13 protein-coding genes and 1 tRNA gene are annotated in these 18562 nt (G+C 73.7%); 7 read left to right on the top strand and 7 right to left on the bottom strand.

Annotation, left to right across the window (positions count from 1 at the left end; genetic code table 11):
* Positions 1–15: 15 nt before the first annotated feature.
* The gene (locus ABT345_RS08065; protein ID WP_345090631.1) at positions 16–1377 is read left to right on the top strand and encodes a type III PLP-dependent enzyme domain-containing protein; all 1362 of its coding nucleotides are present in this window, start codon (positions 16–18) and stop codon (positions 1375–1377) included.
* Positions 1378–1617: 240 nt separating this feature from the next.
* Here the strand turns inward: ABT345_RS08065 and ABT345_RS08060 are convergent, their stop codons facing one another.
* Together ABT345_RS08060 and ABT345_RS08055 are read right to left on the bottom strand one after the other, a co-directional pair.
* Positions 1618–2208 (bottom strand): hypothetical protein, encoded by a 591-nt coding sequence (locus ABT345_RS08060; RefSeq protein WP_345090628.1) that lies wholly within the window; start codon positions 2206–2208, stop codon positions 1618–1620.
* Positions 2209–2596: 388 nt separating this feature from the next.
* Positions 2597–3487 (bottom strand): MurR/RpiR family transcriptional regulator, encoded by an 891-nt coding sequence (locus ABT345_RS08055; RefSeq protein WP_345090625.1) that lies wholly within the window; start codon positions 3485–3487, stop codon positions 2597–2599.
* A 527-nt stretch (positions 3488–4014) separates the two neighbouring features.
* Here ABT345_RS08055 and ABT345_RS08050 point away from each other — a divergent pair.
* Entirely contained in the window at positions 4015–5433 is a 1419-nt protein-coding gene (locus ABT345_RS08050; protein WP_345090622.1) for a purine-cytosine permease family protein, read from the top strand.
* Between the two features lie 387 nt (positions 5434–5820).
* Here the strand turns inward: ABT345_RS08050 and ABT345_RS08045 are convergent, their stop codons facing one another.
* Positions 5821–7206, bottom strand: a complete 1386-nt coding sequence (locus tag ABT345_RS08045; RefSeq protein WP_345090619.1) for a cystathionine beta-synthase — start codon at positions 7204–7206, stop codon at positions 5821–5823.
* A 200-nt stretch (positions 7207–7406) separates the two neighbouring features.
* On the opposite strand from ABT345_RS08045, the gene ABT345_RS08040 reads away from it, so the two are divergent.
* The 3 genes from ABT345_RS08040 to ABT345_RS08030 all read left to right on the top strand — a co-directional run bounded on the left by ABT345_RS08040 (position 7407) and on the right by ABT345_RS08030 (position 11278).
* Positions 7407–8456, top strand: a complete 1050-nt coding sequence (locus tag ABT345_RS08040; RefSeq protein ID WP_345090616.1) for an SGNH/GDSL hydrolase family protein — start codon at positions 7407–7409, stop codon at positions 8454–8456.
* 176 nt (positions 8457–8632) lie between these two features.
* Positions 8633–9853, top strand: a complete 1221-nt coding sequence (locus ABT345_RS08035; RefSeq protein ID WP_345090613.1) for an acetyl-CoA C-acetyltransferase — start codon at positions 8633–8635, stop codon at positions 9851–9853.
* Between the two features lie 474 nt (positions 9854–10327).
* The gene (locus ABT345_RS08030; RefSeq protein ID WP_345090610.1) at positions 10328–11278 is read left to right on the top strand and encodes a hypothetical protein; all 951 of its coding nucleotides are present in this window, start codon (positions 10328–10330) and stop codon (positions 11276–11278) included.
* Between the two features lie 40 nt (positions 11279–11318).
* Here the strand turns inward: ABT345_RS08030 and ABT345_RS08025 are convergent, their stop codons facing one another.
* The 4 genes from ABT345_RS08025 to ABT345_RS08010 form a co-directional block, all read right to left on the bottom strand.
* Complete coding sequence (locus tag ABT345_RS08025; protein WP_345090608.1) at positions 11319–11639, bottom strand: hypothetical protein; 321 nt, start codon at positions 11637–11639, stop codon at positions 11319–11321.
* 158 nt (positions 11640–11797) lie between these two features.
* Positions 11798–12625 carry a Bax inhibitor-1/YccA family protein gene (locus tag ABT345_RS08020; protein ID WP_345090605.1) on the bottom strand — a complete coding sequence of 276 codons (828 nt, stop codon included), beginning with the start codon at positions 12623–12625 and terminating at the stop codon, positions 11798–11800.
* 201 nt (positions 12626–12826) lie between these two features.
* Positions 12827–13918: a baeRF2 domain-containing protein gene (locus ABT345_RS08015; RefSeq protein ID WP_345090602.1), complete on the bottom strand. Its 1092-nt coding sequence runs from the start codon at positions 13916–13918 to the stop codon at positions 12827–12829.
* Positions 13919–14583: 665 nt separating this feature from the next.
* Positions 14584–14665, bottom strand: a tRNA-Leu gene (locus ABT345_RS08010).
* Positions 14666–15168: 503 nt separating this feature from the next.
* Between ABT345_RS08010 and ABT345_RS08005 the strand changes: the two genes are divergently transcribed.
* Positions 15169–15951: an ABC transporter ATP-binding protein gene (locus tag ABT345_RS08005; protein WP_345090599.1), complete on the top strand. Its 783-nt coding sequence runs from the start codon at positions 15169–15171 to the stop codon at positions 15949–15951.
* Positions 15952–15998: 47 nt separating this feature from the next.
* A complete protein-coding gene (locus ABT345_RS08000; RefSeq protein WP_345090595.1) occupies positions 15999–18524 on the top strand; it encodes an ABC transporter permease in 2526 nt (841 codons plus the stop codon).
* Positions 18525–18562: the final 38 nt, after the last annotated feature.

The raw sequence follows: 18562 nt of genomic DNA, 5'->3' as shown, positions 1-18562 counted from the left end.
TGATGGAGTGGCGGCATGACTGGCCTCACCACTGGTTCTCCGACCGTTCCCGGCCTCACGGACCGGGACCGTGCCGTACGGGCAGCCGTCGAGCAGGGGCTCGTGAGCCCCGCCGCGCCCGTCGCCGGGCTGCTGGATGTCGCGGGGGTGCGGCGTTCGGCGGCCGAACTCCGCTCCGCGTTCGCCGAGTTCGCCGATGCCGGGGTTCCCGTGCTGCACGCGTTCGCGGTGAAGGCGGCGTCACTGGTGCCGGTGCTGCGGCTGCTCGCAGACGAGGGGCTGGGCTGCGAGGTGGCCAGCCCCGGGGAGCTGGCGCTGGCCCGTGCGGCGCGCGTCCCGGTGCGGCGCACGGTCCTGGACTCCCCCGCCAAGACCCCCGCCGAACTGCGGGAGGCCCTGGCGCTGGGCATCGCGGTCAACATCGACAATCCGGAGGAGCTGGCGCGCGTCGATGCCCTGGTGGCGTCGGCGCCGACCGGCGCCCCGCTGGGGCTGCGGGTCAATCCGCAGCTCGGCAGCGGCAGCATCGGCGCGATGAGCACCGCCACGGACACCTCCAAGTTCGGGGTGGCGCTGCGGGACGAGGGCGCCCGCGAGTGGGTGGTGCAGGCCTACCGAGACCGCCCGTGGCTGACCCGGCTGCACGGCCATGTCGGCTCGCAGGGCATGGCGTTGCCGCTGATGGGAGACGGGGTACGGGCGCTGTTCGACCTCGCCGAGGAGATCAACGCGCGGGTGGGGCGGGCGCAGGTCGACACCCTCGACATCGGCGGCGGGCTGCCGGTGAACTTCGCGTCGGACCGGGTCACGCCCACATACCGGGAGTATGTGGAGGTGCTCCGGGAGCGGGTGCCGGGGCTGTTCCGGGGGCGGTACGGGCTGGTGACCGAGTTCGGCCGGTCGCTGCTGGCCAAGCACGGCACGGTCGTGGCGCGGGTGGAGTACGCGAAGTCGGCGGGCGGGCGGCCGATCGCGGTCACCCATGCGGGGGCGCAGGTCGCCACCCGGACGGTGTTCGTGCCGGACGCCTGGCCGCTCCGGGTCGCCGCCTACGACGCGCGAGGGCTCCCCAAGGAGGGGACGCCCATGGCTCAGGACATCGCCGGGCCGTGCTGCTTCGCGGGCGATCTGGTCGCCGAGAACCGCCCGCTGCCCCTCCTGGCGTCCGGCGACCACGTCGCGCTGCTGGACACCGGCGCGTACTACTTCTCCACCCACTTCGCCTACAACTCGCTGCCCCGGCCCGGGGTCTACGGCTACACGGCGGATCCGTCGGGCGAGGTCCGCTTCGCGACCGTCCGTACGCCGCAGAGCCTGGAGGAGCTGACGGCGGAGAGCGGCGGCGCGCACGGGGAGGGGTTGCGGGCGTTGCGGTGAGGAGACCGGCCGAGGGGCGGGCCATATCGAGCCGGGGCTGTACGGGCCACCGGGCCGGGGCTGTACGGCCGCAACGGCCGGCCACATCGGGTCGGCCCGGTCACACCCCGCCCCCCGGCCGCGCCGGGCCAGCCCCATCCGCCCGGCCTGGCCCACACCCGCCCGGCCGCACCGCTGCCTGCCGCACCACCCAGCCACACCGGGCTGGCCCCCGCCCAGCCCTGCCGCATCGGGTCGCCCCTAACGCCGCCCCGCCCCCGTGGAGCGGCGCGGTTTGCGGGTGCCGCCCGGGGCGGCGTCGCCTGCGGCCAGGCCGGTGGTCCGGTGGCCGGGGACGGTGCGGCCCGCGGCGCCACCGCGTACCGCTGCTTCGGTGCGGACCCAGAGCAGGGCATCGTGGTCCCGTTCCCAGCGGCCGAGCCACAGCGCCTTGGCCCACAGCCCGAGCCCGGCGCCGGCGAGCAGCAGGCCACCGGCCGCGGGTAGGGCGAACGACGAGGCGACGGCGGCCAGGAACGCGAGGAGCAGCCACCGGCGGTGGGCCCGGCGCCAGGTGCGGAGGGTGACCGCCCGGTCCTGGAGGACGACGGACCGGCCGGCCCGTTCCGCGGCGCCGAGCAGGGCTCTCCAGCGGCGGCGGCGCGCGGCGTACACGGCGCTCGCCGCGATCAGACCGCCCGCGATCCCGGCGAGCACCCCGATCCGTCGCCCCGTCAGCCCCGGTGGAAGCGCCCCGATTCCGGCCGCGAGCAGCCCGGACCACCACAGCCATCCGGCCGGCGCGCGGACGATCACCGCCACCCGTGCCAACCCGTAAGCCCCACGCCCCACGCCGGGCCTCCTCACCTCGACCGTGCTGCGGCACCGACGGCCCGGCGCGGCCTCATCCGCGTACCGGCACGCCCGTACCGGCACACCTGCACCGACACCCCCGTACCGGCCGCGGATCGTAGTAAGTCCGGATGAGGATTCCCTGAGATGGGAGACGGCGGGAGGCCACGGCGGGCCCGGCCCTGGCCGCTTCTCCCCCGGTCAGACGACGGAAGAACCCCAGGTCACAGGCGCCCGAACCGCGCCGACGGCCACACACCGGACCCGCCTTCCACAGCCCCCGGACGAAGGCCCCGCACGGCGCAGGCCCCACGCAACGGCGCAAGCCTCACCCCGCGCAGGCCCACCCGGCTCCGGGCCGGTCCCGCGCCCCGGCCCCCACAGCCCCTCACTCCACGAACAGCCCCCGGGCCGCCGCCTTCGCGTCGAACTCCTCCAGGCCGGCCTGGGCGTCGGGCAGGGCGTCGCACATCGCCTCCAGCAGGACGCGGCCCAGGAGCATCGGGGCGCAGACCGTGTCGAAGGTCAGGCCGGTGCCGACGGGGGCGGGCAGCAGCAGATCGGTGTGGGGGGCGACGGGGGCGAAGGCGCTGTCGGCGACGGTGACGACGGTCAGCCCGACGGCACGGGCGTACTCCAGCGCCTCGACGACCTCGCGCGGATGGCGTGGCAGCGCGAAGCAGAGGAGGGCGCTCGCCCCGGCGCGGACGGCGGCGTCGATGCGGTCGGCCAGGAGCGAGCCGCCCTCGTCGAGGAGGCGGACGTCCGGGTGCACCTTGCGGGCGAAGTAGACGAAACCGGCGGCCTGGGCGGTGGCCGCGCGGAGCCCGAGGACGGGCAGCGGGCGGGAGGCGGCGAAGAGCCTGCCCGCCCGGACGACCGGTTCCGGGTCGGCGAGGACGGCGGCGAGATGGCGGAGGTTGTCGATCTCCGCCTGGACCGCCTGCTGGTACTCGTTGACGACGGCGGTGGCGTCCGGGCCGATCGGGGCGGTGTCGCGCAGATGGCGGCGGAGGGCCGGGTAGCCGTCGAAGCCGAGGGCGACCGCGAAGCGGGTCACGGAGGGCTGGCTGACCCCGGCGAGTTCGGCGAGTTCGACGCTGGAGAGGAACGGCACATCGGCGGCGCGGCGCACCATGCAGTGCGCGATGCGCCGCTGGGTGGGCGTCAGCCGCCGCCCCTCGAAGAGCCGCTGCAACCGCGCGGCCGCCGCATCGCCCCCCGGAACCCCGGCCGTCTCGACCACATCAGCCGCACCGGTCACCCCGGCCTCACCCATCGCACCGGCTGTACTGGTCGCCTCGGCCTCACCCATCACACCGGCCGCCGGGCCCCCGGCCCCACCACCCACCGGGCCCCCGGCCACACCGGCTTCACCACCCACCGGCCCCCCAGCCGCACCGTCCCCACCGACCGCCTCCACCGCTCCCACCACACTCCTCGCACCCGTCGCACCCGACGCACCGGCCGCACCGCCGCCGTGGGTCCCGTCCCCGTCCCCGTCCCCGCTCATCGCCTCTTCCTCCCGGCCCGGTCGGGGGCCATGTCGCGTACCGATCGACTCTACGGAAACTCCGGCCCCGCGACGCGCCCATGCCTCGCCGCACGCCCGCCCCGGTGTGCCGCCCGGACACCGCCGCCGGCCCGGCCGCCCGAAATCGGACCGCACCGGATCAGACCTCACCGAACCGGTCTCCCCGCCGCCCCGTCCGGCGCAGATGCCCCGCTCCCGCCTATTGACCTTCCATTCACTCCACCCTAATTCTGAATGAATTCATACAGGCGTCCCACAAGGAGGTGGTGTCCATGGCCGGTGTGGTGGAGAAGCGCTCGATCGATGTCGTCCCGGACGAGGAGCGGCACGGCAGCGCGTTCAGCCAGTTCACGCTCTGGCTGGGCGCCAACCTGCAGATCACCGCGGTGGTCACCGGCGCGCTGGCGGTCGTCTTCGGCGCGTCGCCCTTCTGGGCCCTGGCCGGACTGCTGGTCGGCAATCTGCTCGGCGGGGCCGTGATGGCGCTGCACTCCGCGCAGGGCCCCCGGCTCGGGCTGCCGCAGATGATCACCTCGCGGGCGCAGTTCGGGGTGCGCGGCGCCGTCGTCCCGCTGGCGCTGGTCATCGTGATGTACATCGGCTTCTTCGCCAGCGGCACGGTGCTGGCCGGGCAGGCGGTCGGTGAACTGACGCATCTCGGCGACACCACCGGAATTCTGGTGTTCGCGCTGGTCACGGGCGTCGCCACGGCCGTCGGCTACCGCCTGATCCACCTCCTCGGCAAGGTCGCCGGGCTGGTGTGCGCGCTCGCCTTCGTCTACCTCGGCGCCCGCCTGCTCCACCAGGCCGACCTGGGCGCACTGCTGCACCCGCACGGCTTCGGGCTGCCCGTCTTCCTGCTGGCGGTCTCGCTCTCGGCCTCCTGGCAGCTGGCGTTCGGCCCGTACGTCGCCGACTACTCGCGCTATCTGCCGCGCCACACCTCGGCCCGGGCGACGTTCTGGTGGACGCTGTCCGGCTCGGTGCTCGGCTCGCAGTGGTCGATGACGTTCGGCGCGCTGGCCGCCGCGGCCGCGCCCGCCGCCTTCGTCGGCCACGAGGTGACGTACATCGTGGGCCTCGGCGGCACCGGGCTGATCGCCTCGCTGCTCTACCTCGTCATCGCGCTCGGCAAGCTCACCATCAACATCCTCAACACCTACGGCGGCTTCATGTCGCTGGTGACCGGCGTCAGCGGCTTCCGTACGCAGCGGACCCTGTCGCCGCGCGCCCGCAGCGCGTACATCGCCGCGATCATGGCGGCGGGCACCGTCGTCGCGCTGCTGGGCAAGGATTCCTTCCTCGCCGCGTTCAAGGACTTCCTGCTGTTCCTGCTGACGTTCTTCACGCCGTGGTCGGCGATCAACCTCGTCGACTACTACCTGATCTCCAAGGAGCGGTACGACATCCCCGCGCTCACCGACCCGCGCGGCCGCTACGGCGCGTGGAACGGCACGGCGCTCGCGGTCTACGCGGCCGGCGTCCTGGCCCAGCTGCCGTTCCTGTCCTCCGCGTTCTACACCGGCCCGCTGGTCGCCCCGCTCGGCGGCGCCGATGTCTCCTGGCTCGTCGGCCTGCTGGTGCCCGCGGCGCTGTACGGGGTCCTCGCCCGGCGCGACACGGGGCGCCTGGTGCCGCCGGAGCCGGCCGCGGCCGCCGCCGAGGGGCCCGCAGCGGCCACGCCCCGCTGAACGCACGAGGCGGGGACCGCCGTACCCCGGCCGTGGCCGGGGTCGGGACGACGGCGGTCCCCGCGAAGGGACGCGTTCCGGGCCAGGACCGGACGCGGCGTCCCGGCGAAGCTGGAGGTCCGGGAGCCGCTCCGGAGTTCCGATCGCCGTGATCAGTAATCTGCCGGACCCGTGTTAAGCCCGTGCTGCGTCCACATGACGCATCCGTACATCTTGCGCGGCGGGGCGGCGGGGCCGCGGGGGGCCGCACACGGGACGGCCGGGCGACCGGCCGGAGCCCGGGCGCCCGGCCCGGCCCCACCCGGCGCGCCGGCCACGGGCCGCCCGGCTCCCGGCCGCACCGGGTCCCCGGCCGCCGGCCGCCCCCGCCTCACCCCCGAACGACCGTCACTTCCCGGCCTCGCGCGCCAGGTACGCCAGCAGGTCCTGCCGGCTGACGACACCGGTCGGCTTGCCCTCGACCAGCACGATGGCGGCGTCCGCGCCCTCCAGGACGGCCATCAGATCGGCGACCGGCTCGCCGGAGCCGACCTGCGGCAGCGGCGCCGACATGTGCTTCTCCAGCGGGTCCGAGAGCGAGGCGCGCTGGGCGAAGAGCGCGTCGAGCAGCTCGCGCTCGACGACGGAGCCGACGACCTCGGCGGCCATCACGTCCGGGTGCCCGGCGCCCGGCTTGACGATCGGCATCTGGGAGACGCCGTACTCGCGCAGCACCTCGATCGCCTGGCCGACGGTCTCCTCCGGGTGCATGTGCACCAGCGACGGCAGCGCGCCCTCCTTGTGGGCGAGCACCTCGCCGACGGCGGCGGCGCCGCCCTCCTCCAGGAAGCCGTAGTCGGCCATCCACTCGTCGTTGAAGATCTTCGAGAGGTAGCCGCGGCCGCTGTCCGGCAGCAGGACGACCACCACGTCGTCCGGCCCGAGCCGGGAGGCGACCTCCAGGGCGGCCACCACGGCCATCCCGCAGGAGCCGCCGACCAGCAGGCCTTCCTCCTTGGCGAGGCGCCGGGTCATCTGGAAGGCGTCCTTGTCCGACACCGCGACGATCTCGTCGGCGACGGTCCGGTCGTACGCGGTCGGCCAGAAGTCCTCACCGACGCCCTCGATCAGGTACGGGCGCCCGGAGCCGCCGCTGTAGACGGAGCCCTCCGGGTCGGCGCCGACGACCTTCACCCGGCCGTCGCTGGCGTCCTTCAGATAGCGGCCGGTGCCGCTGATCGTGCCGCCGGTGCCGACACCCGCCACGAAGTGCGTGATCTTCCCGTCGGTCTGCTCCCACAGCTCCGGGCCGGTCGTCTCGTAGTGCGAGCGCGGGTTGTTCGGGTTGCTGTACTGGTCCGGCTTCCAGGCACCGGGCGTCTCACGGACCAGCCGGTCGGAGACGTTGTAGTACGAGTCCGGGTGCTCGGGGTCGACGGCGGTCGGGCAGACCACGACCTCGGCGCCGTACGCCCGCAGCACGTTGATCTTGTCCGTCGAGACCTTGTCGGGGCAGACGAAGATGCACTTGTAGCCCTTCTGCTGGGCCACGATCGCCAGCCCCACGCCGGTGTTCCCGGACGTCGGCTCGACGATGGTGCCGCCCGGCTGCAACGCGCCCGACTCCTCGGCGGCCTCGATCATCCGCACCGCGATCCGGTCCTTGACCGAGCCTCCGGGGTTGAAGTACTCGACCTTGGCCAGAACGGTCGCCTGGATCCCTTGGGTGACGTTGTTGAGCCGCACGAGCGGGGTGTTGCCGACGAGCTCAATCATCGAATCGTAAAACTGCACGGTGGTCTCCGCGGTCGGGGGCACGCTGTCCTGCGCCCATCACATCAGCCTATTGCCCGCCCGTCTGCGGGGCCGCCGCGTTGCGTTCGGTGCGCTACGGGGCAACAACCTGTTGTACGTGTTCTCGCCGCATTTCCGGCGCGCGCCGACCGGTCCGGTACGGGGCGCGCCGGCGCACTGCACGGGGAGGTGCCCGGTCCATGCCGATGACGTTGTCCAGGGCGAGGGTGGCCCGGCGGATCGCCGCCGCCGCGGCGTACGGCGGCGGCGGGATCGGGCTGCTCGGGGTGGCCGCCGCCGGGGTGCTGCTGACCGAGGTCCGGTTGGCGCGCCGCACGGTCGGCAACTCCGGCGACATCCCGCCGTGCGCCGACGGCCGCTACGGCGCCGCGTTCGGCCACGGCGCCGACCGGCCGCCGCTGCGGCTCGCCTTCCTCGGCGACTCCACGGCCGCGGGCCAGGGCGTCCGCCGGGCCCGCGAGACGCCGGGCGCGCTCCTCGCCTCCGGCCTCGCCGCGCTGTCGGAGCTGCCGGTGGACTTCCGCAACGTCGCGCTGCCCGGGGCGCAGTCCGACGATCTGGAGCGCCAGGTCGATCTGCTGCTGGCGGACGGCGCGCCGGCCCCGGACGTCTGCGTGATCATCATCGGCGCCAACGACGTCACCCACCGCATGCCGCCGGCCCGCTCCGTACGGCTGCTGGCGGACGCGGTCCGCAGGCTGCGGGCGGCCGGCAGCGAGGTCGTCGTCGGCACCTGCCCGGACATGGGCACCATCGAGCCGGTCTACCAGCCGCTGCGCTGGGTGGCCCGGCGGCTGTCGCGGCAGCTGGCGGCGGCGCAGACCATCGGCGTGGTGGAGAACGGCGGGCGGACGGTCTCGCTCGGCGATCTGCTGGGCCCGGAGTTCGAGGCCCGGCCGCGGGAGCTGTTCGGCCCGGACAACTACCACCCGTCGGCGGAGGGCTACGCCACCGCCGCGATGGCCGTGCTGCCGACGCTCTGCGCCTCCCTGGGCCTGTGGCCGGAGGGCGAGCACCCCGAGCCCGCCCGGTACGAGGGCGTGCTGCCGGTCGAGGAGGCCGCCGCGGAGGCCGCGTCCGACGCCGGTACGGAGGTCGCCTCGGCCCGCGCCCCCTGGGCCCTGCTCAAGCACCGCAGGCGGCGCCGGATCCCGGCCCCGGAGGAGGCGGAAGCGCCGCCGGCGTCCCAGGGCGGTGGCGCCGTGGGCGCCGGGCCCGCCGCCACATAAGCATCCGCTCAGGCCGCCACATAAGCGTCCGCTTAGAAAAGAGTCCCGCATCACAGCGCGCACCCCGTGACCTCCGCGGTACGTACCGGTAACTTCCCTGACAGTCCCCGCCCGCCCGCGCCCGACGAGGCCCCCGGGTCTCGCGCCGCCGCACGTTACGACCCCATGGAGCCGTGATGCCCGAAGCCGTCATCGTCTCAGCCGCCCGCTCGCCGATCGGCCGCGCCTTCAAGGGCTCGCTCAATGAGCTGCGCCCGGACGACCTGACCGCGCAGATCATCGAGGCCGCGCTGGCCAAGGTGCCCGAGCTGGACCCGAAGGACATCGACGACCTGATGCTCGGGTGCGGGCTCCCCGGCGGTGAGCAGGGCCACAACCTCGGCCGCATCGTCGCGGTGCAGATGGGCATGGACCACCTGCCGGGCTGCACGATCACCCGCTACTGCTCCTCCTCGCTCCAGACCTCCCGGATGGCGCTGCACGCGATCAAGGCGGGCGAGGGCGACGTCTTCCTCTCGGCGGGCGTCGAGACCGTCTCGCGCTCCGTGAACGGCAGCTCGGACGGCATGCCCGGCACCCACAACCCGCTCTTCGCCGACGCCGAGGCGCGCACCGCGGCCCGCGCGGAGCAGGAGGGCGCAGGCTGGCACGACCCGCGCGAGGACGGCCTGGTCCCGGACGCGTACATCGCGATGGGGCAGACGGCGGAGAACCTCGCCCGGCTCAAGGGCGTCACCCGCCAGGACATGGACGAGTTCGGCGTCCGGTCGCAGAACCTCGCCGAGAAGGCCATCGCGGCCGGCTTCTGGGAGCGGGAGATCACGCCGGTCACGCTGCCCGACGGCACGGTCGTCTCGAAGGACGACGGCCCGCGGGCCGGTGTCACGCTGGAGGGCGTGCAGGGCCTCAAGCCGGTGTTCCGCCCCGACGGCCTGGTCACCGCGGGCAACTGCTGCCCGCTGAACGACGGCGCCGCGGCGCTGGTGATCATGTCCGACACCAAGGCGCGCGAGCTGGGCCTGACCCCGCTGGCCCGGATCGTCTCCACCGGCGTCTCCGGCCTCTCCCCCGAGATCATGGGCTACGGCCCGGTCGAGGCTAGCAAGCAGGCGCTGCGCCGGGCCGGTCTGACCATGTCCGACATCGACCTGGTCGAGATCAACGAGGCGTTCGCCGCCCAGGTCATCCCGAGCTACCGGGACCTGGACATCCCGCTGGACAAGCTGAACGTCAACGGCGGCGCCATCGCCGTCGGCCACCCCTTCGGCATGACCGGCGCCCGCATCACCACCACCCTGATCAACTCCCTCCAGTGGCACGACAAGCAGTTCGGCCTGGAGACGATGTGCGTGGGCGGCGGCCAGGGAATGGCGATGGTCATCGAGCGGCTGAGCTGAGCTGTAGCGGGACGCGACCATGAATACGCGCGGCTGAGCTGAGCTCAATCGCCGCCGAGGGTGCGCGGAAATCAGGAGGTCAACTCCCCCTTTCCGCGCACCCTTCGTCGTCGTGCGGGCACCCTCGGCAAGCGGGCGTGAGGTGGGTCACCCGGTGACAAGATCGCGACCCAATCGCCGCCAGGATTGTGACCAACGCCCCGCTGGAGAAGGGTTTTTGCAGGTCAGCCAGGGGACACCCACACGGAAGAGGCCCCAACCCCCCACTATTTCGGGACAAAGCGCTCGGGGCGCGGTCGCCGACGCCCGTCCGGCTGAGGTAGAAGTCGAAAGACCTTCTGCTATGGGGAGTACACCAGTGAGCGAGCGCAGCGAACGCAGCAGGGCCGCCTCCGCGGCCGCCGGCCGGGCCCGGGCCGTCGACGGGCGCGCGCCCCGCGCGGCCGGGGCCGCGGAGCGACGTGGGGAGGGCGCATGAGCGTCGTCGACCTCGTCCTGCTCCTGGCCGCGGCCTGCGCCGTGGCGGTGGGCGCCGCGGCGCTGCACACCGTCCGGGGGCTGCGCCGCCAGCTCACCGACGTGCGCACGGAGCTGGTGACCACCCGCGAGACCCTCGCCGCCCGGGCCGACGCGGTCCGCGCGGTCCCGGCCGCCCGGCAGGGCCCGGACGGGGCGACGCCGCTGGCGGACATACGCGCGGCGGTCGCCGACGCCCTCGCCGAGGAGCGGGAGCGGGAGCTGGCCGAGGCGCGGGCGTTCTGGGCCGCGCAGGAGGCCCGGGACGCCGCGGACGCGCCGTCGCTGCTGGGCGGGGTGCCCGGCATCGGCGAGGAGAGCCCGCTGGACCCGCGCGATCTGCCGGACGACCGGTTCGACGCGCGGCCGTTCCTGCCGCGCCAGGCGGACCTGGCCGGTCTGGAGCCGCTGCTCGGCCCGGACGCGCTGGAGCCGTTCGCCGTGCCGGAACCGTTCACCGCCGTGGAGCCCGCCCTGGAGTCGTCGGACGCGCTGCGGGCCGACGGGTGGGAGACGGCGGAGGAGGGCGAGTCGGCGGAGCTGGCCGCGGCCCGCCGCCGGCACCCCTCGCATCCGGACTTCACACCGGTCGCCGCCGTCACCGACCACGAGCGCACGGTGGCACGCCTGGAGGAGCTGGCCGAGCGGAGCGTGCCGCTGGTCGACGTCCGCCCGGGCCCGCTGGGCACCCTCGACGTCTACGTCTTCTCCGACGGCACCACCCTCTGTCTGACGCCGGGCCACCGCGAGACGTCCGAGAGCGTCGCCGAGGCGCTGCGCGAGGGGCACGCCCCGGTGCTGCTGGGCGGTTCCGCCATCGCCGGTGCGTACGCCCTGACGTTCGCCTGGGGCGAGGACCGGCAGGAGAGCGTCTACCTCCTGGCCGACCGCGTCATCGCCTCGCTCTGACCGTCCGTCGGCGCCCCGCTCACCGGGCCGCCGCCCCGCCTCACCAGCGCCGCGCCGTCTCCTCGACCCGCGCCACGGCCTCCGCCACATCCCCGGCGGAGGCCGTTTCCGCGTTCCGCAGCGCCTCGACGAGGTCGTGCCCGGCGACGGCGACCTGGTCGCCGACGGCGAACAGCCCCGCGTCGGGCAGCTCGTACGGCTCCCGGTCCGGGGCCTCCAGGCGCTGGGCGCGGGCGGTCAGCTCCCTCGCCAGGGCGAGCGCGTCGGCGGCCGCCCCCCGGCGCAGGGTGCTCTGCGGCAGCGAGCGGAGGCGGTCGGCGAAGGCGTCCACGGCGTGGACCAATGGCGTTACGTCAGGCACGGCGCGAGCCTATGCGACCGCGCACGGCGGCGCGCACGCAGTCAGGAGCAGCGCCCGCGTCCGGGAACGCCGAAGCCCCGCGGGCGGTGGCCCACGGGGCTTCGGGACGGCCGTCCCGGCGGACGGGCCGGGCGGCCGGGTGACGTCGCGTCAGCGCGTCAGTCGCGCAGGATCGAGATCAGCCGCAGCATCTCCATGTAGATCCACACCAGCGTCGTCGTCAGGCCGAACGCCGCCAGCCAGGACTCCTCACGCGGGGCGCCGTAGGCGATGCCGTCCTCGACCTGCTTGAAGTCCAGCGCCAGGAACAGCGCGCCGAGGACGACGCCGACCAGGCCGAAGACGATGCCGAGGCCGCCGCTGCGGAAGCCGAGGCCGTCGCCGCCGCCGAACACCATGAACAGCACGTTGACCAGCGACAGCAGCACGAAGCCCATCGTCGCGATCATCAGGAAGCGGGTGAAGCGGGCGGTGACCCGCACGATGCGCGTCTTGTAGGCGATGAGCATCGTGACGAAGACCGCCATCGTGCCCAGCACCGCCTGCATCGGCGCGCCGTTCATGTTCGGCAGGCTGTTGAGGTTGCCGCTGAGCGCGCCGAGGAAGACGCCCTCCAGTGCCGCGTACCCCAGGATCAGCGCCGGCGACGGCTTCTGCTTGAAGGACTGGATGAAGCCCAGCACCATCGCGGCGAGACCGGCGCCGATGGCGAAGCCGAGCTTCTCCGAGAGATACAGCCAGCCGACGACGGCGCCGACGATGACCGTGCCGAGGGTGAACGCCGTCCGCACGACGACGTCATCCATCGTCATGGGGCGGGTCTGCGGGGTGTGCTGCGGCGCCTGGGTGGCGGTCTGTGCGTACGGGTTGGCCCCGGCGTAGGGGTTGGCTCCGACGCCCCCGGCCTGCGGCGGCGCGTTGAAGCCCGCGTAGCCGGTGTCGCGGCTGAACCCCCGTCGCGAGAAGACCGGGTTGCTGCTCCTCATCCTCACTCCTCCATGGCCGCCCTGCGCGACCTCGCCACAAGAGTAATGGCCTGGCAAAGACACGGGGCTACTTCCTGAGCACGATTTCTCCCCGTCCGCCGGGGCCGCGTCTGCACCACGTGGAGTACGAACGGCCGCCCGCGATCGTGCCCGGCCCGGCGGCGGATCGCCCCGGACGCCGCCGGGCGGGTGGTGTGCGGCTCAGTAGCGCAGCAGGGCGGCCACGCCGTCGGTGCACTCGGTCGGCGGCAGGATCTCGCTGAAGGACGCGTCGCCGAGCACCGCCGCGCGCAGCAGCAGGAGCGGTGCGGGCGCCTCGAAGACCGTCGGGTCGTTGCCGAGGGCCGCCCGGTCGGTCGCCAGGGCCCGGGGGTTGCGCTCCGAGGCGAAGAGGGGGACGTCCCAGATGCCCTCGGGCGGCGCCATGAAGAGGGTGTCCACCCGGCCCTCGGCGAGGGCCTCCTTCACCGCCGGGATGCCCTGGAGGGCGCGTCCGCCGGCGAGGGCCTCCTCCAGCTGCCGCAAGGCCTCACGGTGGGACTCGGCCGAAATCTCGTGGAGCGCGGCGTCGGCCGCCTCGCGCAGCGCCGCGCGGGACTGCGCATCGGTACGGCCGCCGCCCACCTTCACCAACGACGCCGGCAGCGGCTCCAGATGGTCGCGCAGCAGCCCGAACGCCTTCGGGTCGCCGGCGACCAGCGCGACCTGGGCGCCCACCGCGTCGACGGCGGCGCGCACGTCCTGCGCCGCCTGCTCGGTGTTCTCGGACCAGACGTTGACGGTGCGCCGGTGGAACGACGCCTGGGCCTCGGCGCCGGCGCGGACGCGGGTGATGTGCAGGGTGCTGCCGTTGAAGGTGCGGCGGAAGGCCGGTTCGTGGGCGGCGGCCGGGTATCCCTCGACGTCGGCGCCCTCCCGGTCCACCGCGACGACCACGTGCGGCACCTGGTGGTCGCGGTCGAAGGCGAGCAGCAGCGGGTCCGGCACCGGCGCCCAGAGCGCCCGGTCGGCGGCGGGCGGCTCGGTCAGGGTGAAGACGCCGAGCAGCCGTCCGTCGGCGGCGAACAGCGCCTCGCCCTGGGGTCCGGGCAGGTCGGGCACGCCGCCGACCGTGGCGTCCAGCGCTTCGAGCGTCGCCTCGTCCGCGCCGTGCTCGGCCAGCGTGCGCCGCGCGGTCCGCCAGCGGGTGGCGATGCGCTCGTCCGCGTCCGGCACCGCGCGTGTGGTGTCGAGGTACACCGAGGCGACCGGAGCCCCCTCCGTGTAGAGGGGACGCAGGAAGGAGAGTTCCATGCCGTAAGCCACCGTCCTCAGTACGCTTAAATCCGACAAAGACTCACAATACGCACGGTTGACGCGACGTCCGGGACCCGGCACCCCGGCGCACGGGCCGCACCCCGGATGGGCCGCCCACCGGGAATTCGACGGCCGCGCGCCACCGCCCCCAAACCGCGCGGACCGACGGGGGCGCCTGCGGGCGGGGTCAAGCCGCGCTTCTCCGCGGGCGGGCGAAATCCGGTCGGCGGGGCGGCGAATTCCCCGGAACGAGCGAATGCGAAATACCGCGGAACGCCTCCCGGAAATCACCCGCACACGGCCTTCGGCCCGATATCCGGCGCCGGATCACGACGCGACCGCAAAGCCCGCACGCCACGGCGTCACCCTACGGATTCGTACGGTCACGGAAAGGCTCGCGGGAAGGAAGGGGCGTCCCCGCCAAACGCCTGCCGCATTTCTCCGGAAGCGGTACCCGGGCCGTCCGGTCACGCGGCGCGGCGCGCCCGGCGGAGCGACCGCGCCGCGCCGGGCACCGGCCGTCCGGGCAGGGAGAACGCGGCGGACGGGCGGCGGCGGACGGGCGCCGCCGGAGCGGAGTGTGAACGGGATGTGTCAGGGTATGTGCGGCACGGCGCAAGGCCCGGGAAAACCCTTCGGAACGGGCGGCCGATTGCCGGAAGTGCCCGGAGCCGGACTTGAACCGGCACGGCCCGAAGGCCAGCGAGGTTTAAGCTCGCCGTGTCTGCATTCCACCATCCGGGCGTGGACTCCCCCATGCCCCCACAGAGGCAACACGAGCGTAGCCCGCAGGCCGCCTGGCCCCCGGCCGCTCATCCCGAGGTTGTCTTATTTTATTGGCAACTGAGGGTGCGTCAGCCACTACCTCGGGCTGTTGTCACATGCCTGCGGCACACCTCCGGCGTAACGTCCTGAAACACGTTCGGGCCCCGAAATGACGGAAAGTCGCCGTACCGCCTCGCCAACCCGCCCCGATATGTGCTCGGCCGACACTCCGGCACGAATTCCACCGGTCCGGACACCCGCCGCCCGGCCCGCCCCGCGCCCCCGCGCCCCCTGGAACCGGGCGTCCGCCTCAGGGGCCGCCCTCATACCCAGGGATGACGGCCGACCCACCCGATACGCCCCAGGGCTGGTCCAGGTCGGCCGTCCGGGCTGACACGGCGGGCACTTCGCCGGGCCGACGATGGAAGGGTCCCCAGGCCGCGGCCGCCGGCCGCACCGTTTCGAAGTAGGAGCACCCTTCCGTGACCACCATCCCCTCCGGCGTCCCCACCGCCCCCCGCACCACCGCGGCGGCCGCCCGCGCGACGGATCTCACCAAGGTCTACGGAGAGGGCGAGACCCGGGTGGTCGCCCTCGACGCCGTCTCCGTCACGTTCCACCAGGCGCAGTTCACCGCGATCATGGGCCCCTCCGGGTCCGGCAAGTCGACGCTGATGCACTGCATGGCGGGGCTGGACACGATCTCCGGCGGCAGCGCCCGGATCGGGGACACCGAGCTGACCGGGCTGAAGGACAAGAAGCTCACCCAGCTGCGACGCGACAAGATCGGCTTCATCTTCCAGGCGTTCAACCTGCTGCCGACCCTGACGGCGCTGGAGAACATCACCCTCCCGATGGACATCGCGGGCCGCAGGCCCGACCGCGCCTGGCTGGACCGCGTCGTGGAGACCGTCGGCCTCAGCGGCCGCCTCAAGCACCGGCCCGGCCAGCTCTCCGGCGGCCAGCAGCAGCGCGTCGCCGTCGCCCGCGCCCTCGCCTCCCGGCCCGAGATCATCTTCGCGGACGAGCCGACCGGCAACCTCGACTCCCGCTCCGGCGCCGAGGTCCTGGGCTTCCTGCGCAACTCCGTCCGCGAGCTGGGCCAGACCGTGGTCATGGTCACCCACGACCCGGCCGCCGCCTCCTACGCCGACCGCGTCGTCTTCCTCGCCGACGGCCGCATCGTCGACGACATGCCCGACCCCACCGCCGACCTGGTCCTGGAACGCATGAAGGGCTTCGACGCCAAGGGCCGTACCAACTGACGCCCCGCCGCCCGCACTTCGGACCACTCCCCCAGGACTACTGACCCATGCTCCGTACCGCCCTGCGCAACGTCCTCGCGCACAAGGCCCGGCTGCTGATGACCGTCCTCGCCGTCATGCTCGGCGTCGCCTTCGTCTCCGGCACCCTCGTCTTCACCTCCACCATCTCCGACGCCCTGCGCTCCAGCGCCCGGGAGGGCTACGCCGACGTCGACGTGGCCATCCAGCCCCGCGGCGCCGACTCCGGCCCCGGCGCCCGCCCCGCCCTCGACCAGAAGCTGCTCGACGCGGCCGCCCACGTGCCCGGCGCCGCCTCTGCCACCGGCACCGTCACCGGCTTCACCGCCATCGCCGACCGCCACGGCAAGCTGGTCGGCACCGGCTTCTCCACCCGCGGCGGCAACTACTTCCCCGGCGCCGACGGCAAGGACGCCCGCTACCCGATGCGCGACGGCGCCGCCCCGCACGGCGCCGGCCAGATCGCCCTGGACGCCCGTACCGCCGACAAGGCCGGGTACAAGGTCGGCGACACCGTCCGGATCTCCTTCGACGGAACGGTCCACGAGACCCGGCTGACCGGCATCTTCACCACCACCGACGGCAACGTCTCGGCCGGCGGCAGCCTCGCGCTGTTCGACAACGCCACGGCCCAGAAGCAGCTGCTCGCCCCCGGCAAGTACAACGAGATCCACGTCAAGGCCGCCCCGGGCACCTCGCAGAGCGCCCTGGAGTCGCAGATCCGCACGGTGCTGCCCGCCAAGGGCGCCGAGGCCACCACCGGCCGGCAGCTCGCCGACGACGAGGCCGAGCAGATCGCCAAGAGCATGGAGAGCATGCAGACCGGCCTGCTGGGCTTCGCCGGCATCGCGCTCTTCGTCGGCATCTTCCTGATCGCCAACACCTTCACCATGCTGGTCGCCCAGCGCACCAAGGAACTGGCGCTGCTGCGCGCGGTCGGCGCCAGCCGCCGCCAGGTCACCCGCTCGGTGCTGATCGAGGCCTTCGTCGTCGGCGCGGCCGCCGCCGTCACGGGCCTGGCCGCCGGCATCGGCATCGGCGCCGCGATGCGCGCCCTGATGAGCGGCACCGGCGCGATCGTCCCCGACGGCCCGCTCGTCGTCGACGTCTCCACCGTCGTCACCTCGCTGGTGGTCGGCATCGGCGTGACCGTCCTCGCCGCCTGGCTGCCGGGCCGCCGCGCCGCGAAGATCCCGCCGGTCGCCGCGATGAACAGCGTCCACGCCACGGCCACCACCAAGTCCCTGGTCGTCCGCAACACCATCGGTGCGCTCCTCGCCGGCGCCGGCGCCGCCGCCGTACTTGCCGCCACCGGCATGGGCGACGGCAAGTTCATGATGGGCCTGGGCGCGGTGCTGCTGCTGGTCGGCGTGTTCGTCCTGACGCCGCTGCTCTCCCGCCCGCTGATCGCGCTGGCCGCCCCGCTGCTGCGGGTGTTCGGCGTCGCCGGCCACCTCGCCCGGCAGAACGCGCTCCGCAACCCGCGCCGCACCGCCGCCACCGCCTCCGCCCTGATGGTCGGCCTGACCCTGATCACCGGTCTGACGGTGATCGGGAACAGCGTCCAGAAGGGCATCGACAAGATGGCCGTCGACTCGCTCAAGGCCGACTACGTCGTCTCCATGGCCGGCCTCACCCAGCTCTCCCCGCAGGTGGCGCAGAAGCTCGGCGGCCTCGACGAGGTCACCGCCGTCAGCCCGCTGCGCAGCTCCGAGGCCGAGATCGGCGGCCGGACCGCCTATCTGACCGGCGTCAACGGCAAGGACTTCGGCGAGCTGACCCGCCTGGACTTCACCTCCGGTTCCCTCGGCGACCTCGCCGCCGGCGGCATCGTCGCCGACGAGGGCACCGCGAAGGAGCGGGGCTGGAACGTCGGCGCCCGCGTCCCGGTGACGTTCGAGGACGGCAAGCGGGAGACCCTGACCGTCTCCGGCGTCTACCGCGGCAACGAGATGATCCAGCAGATCATCGTCGACAACGGCGTCCTGGGCGCCCATCAGAAGCACGCCACCGACGAGAAGGTGCTGCTCAAGACCGCGGGCGGCGCCACCGACGCCACCAAGCAGCAGCTGATCGACGCGCTGGGCAAGAACCCGGCCCTGAGCGTCGAGGACCGCAAGGACGTCTCCGACGGCATCTCCCAGTCCGTCAACCTGCTGCTGAACATGCTCTACGCGCTGCTCGCCATGGCCGTGATCGTCGCCGTGCTCGGCGTCGTCAACACGCTGGCCATGTCGGTCTTCGAGCGCTCCCAGGAGATCGGCATGCTCCGCGCCATCGGCCTGGACCGCACCGGCGTCAAGCGGATGGTCCGCCTGGAGTCCCTGGTCATCTCGCTCTTCGGCGGTGTGCTCGGCATCGGCCTCGGCGTCTTCTTCGGCTGGGCCGCCGGTGAGCTGATCTCCGCCTCGCTCACCACCTACGAACTGGTGCTGCCCTGGGGCCGGATGGGCATCTTCCTAGCCCTGGCCGCGCTGGTCGGCGTGGTCGCCGCCCTGTGGCCGGCCCGCCGCGCGGCGAAGCTGAACATGCTCGCCGCCCTCAAGGCGGAGTAGCAGCCGGAACACCAGAAGGGCCCCGGACCGTACGCGGT

The sequence above is a fragment of the Streptomyces sp. NPDC000404 genome, assembly GCF_040300365.1.
GTDB lineage: Bacteria > Actinomycetota > Actinomycetes > Streptomycetales > Streptomycetaceae > Streptomyces > Streptomyces ramulosus.
This window is presented reverse-complemented; position numbering and strand designations above follow the sequence as displayed.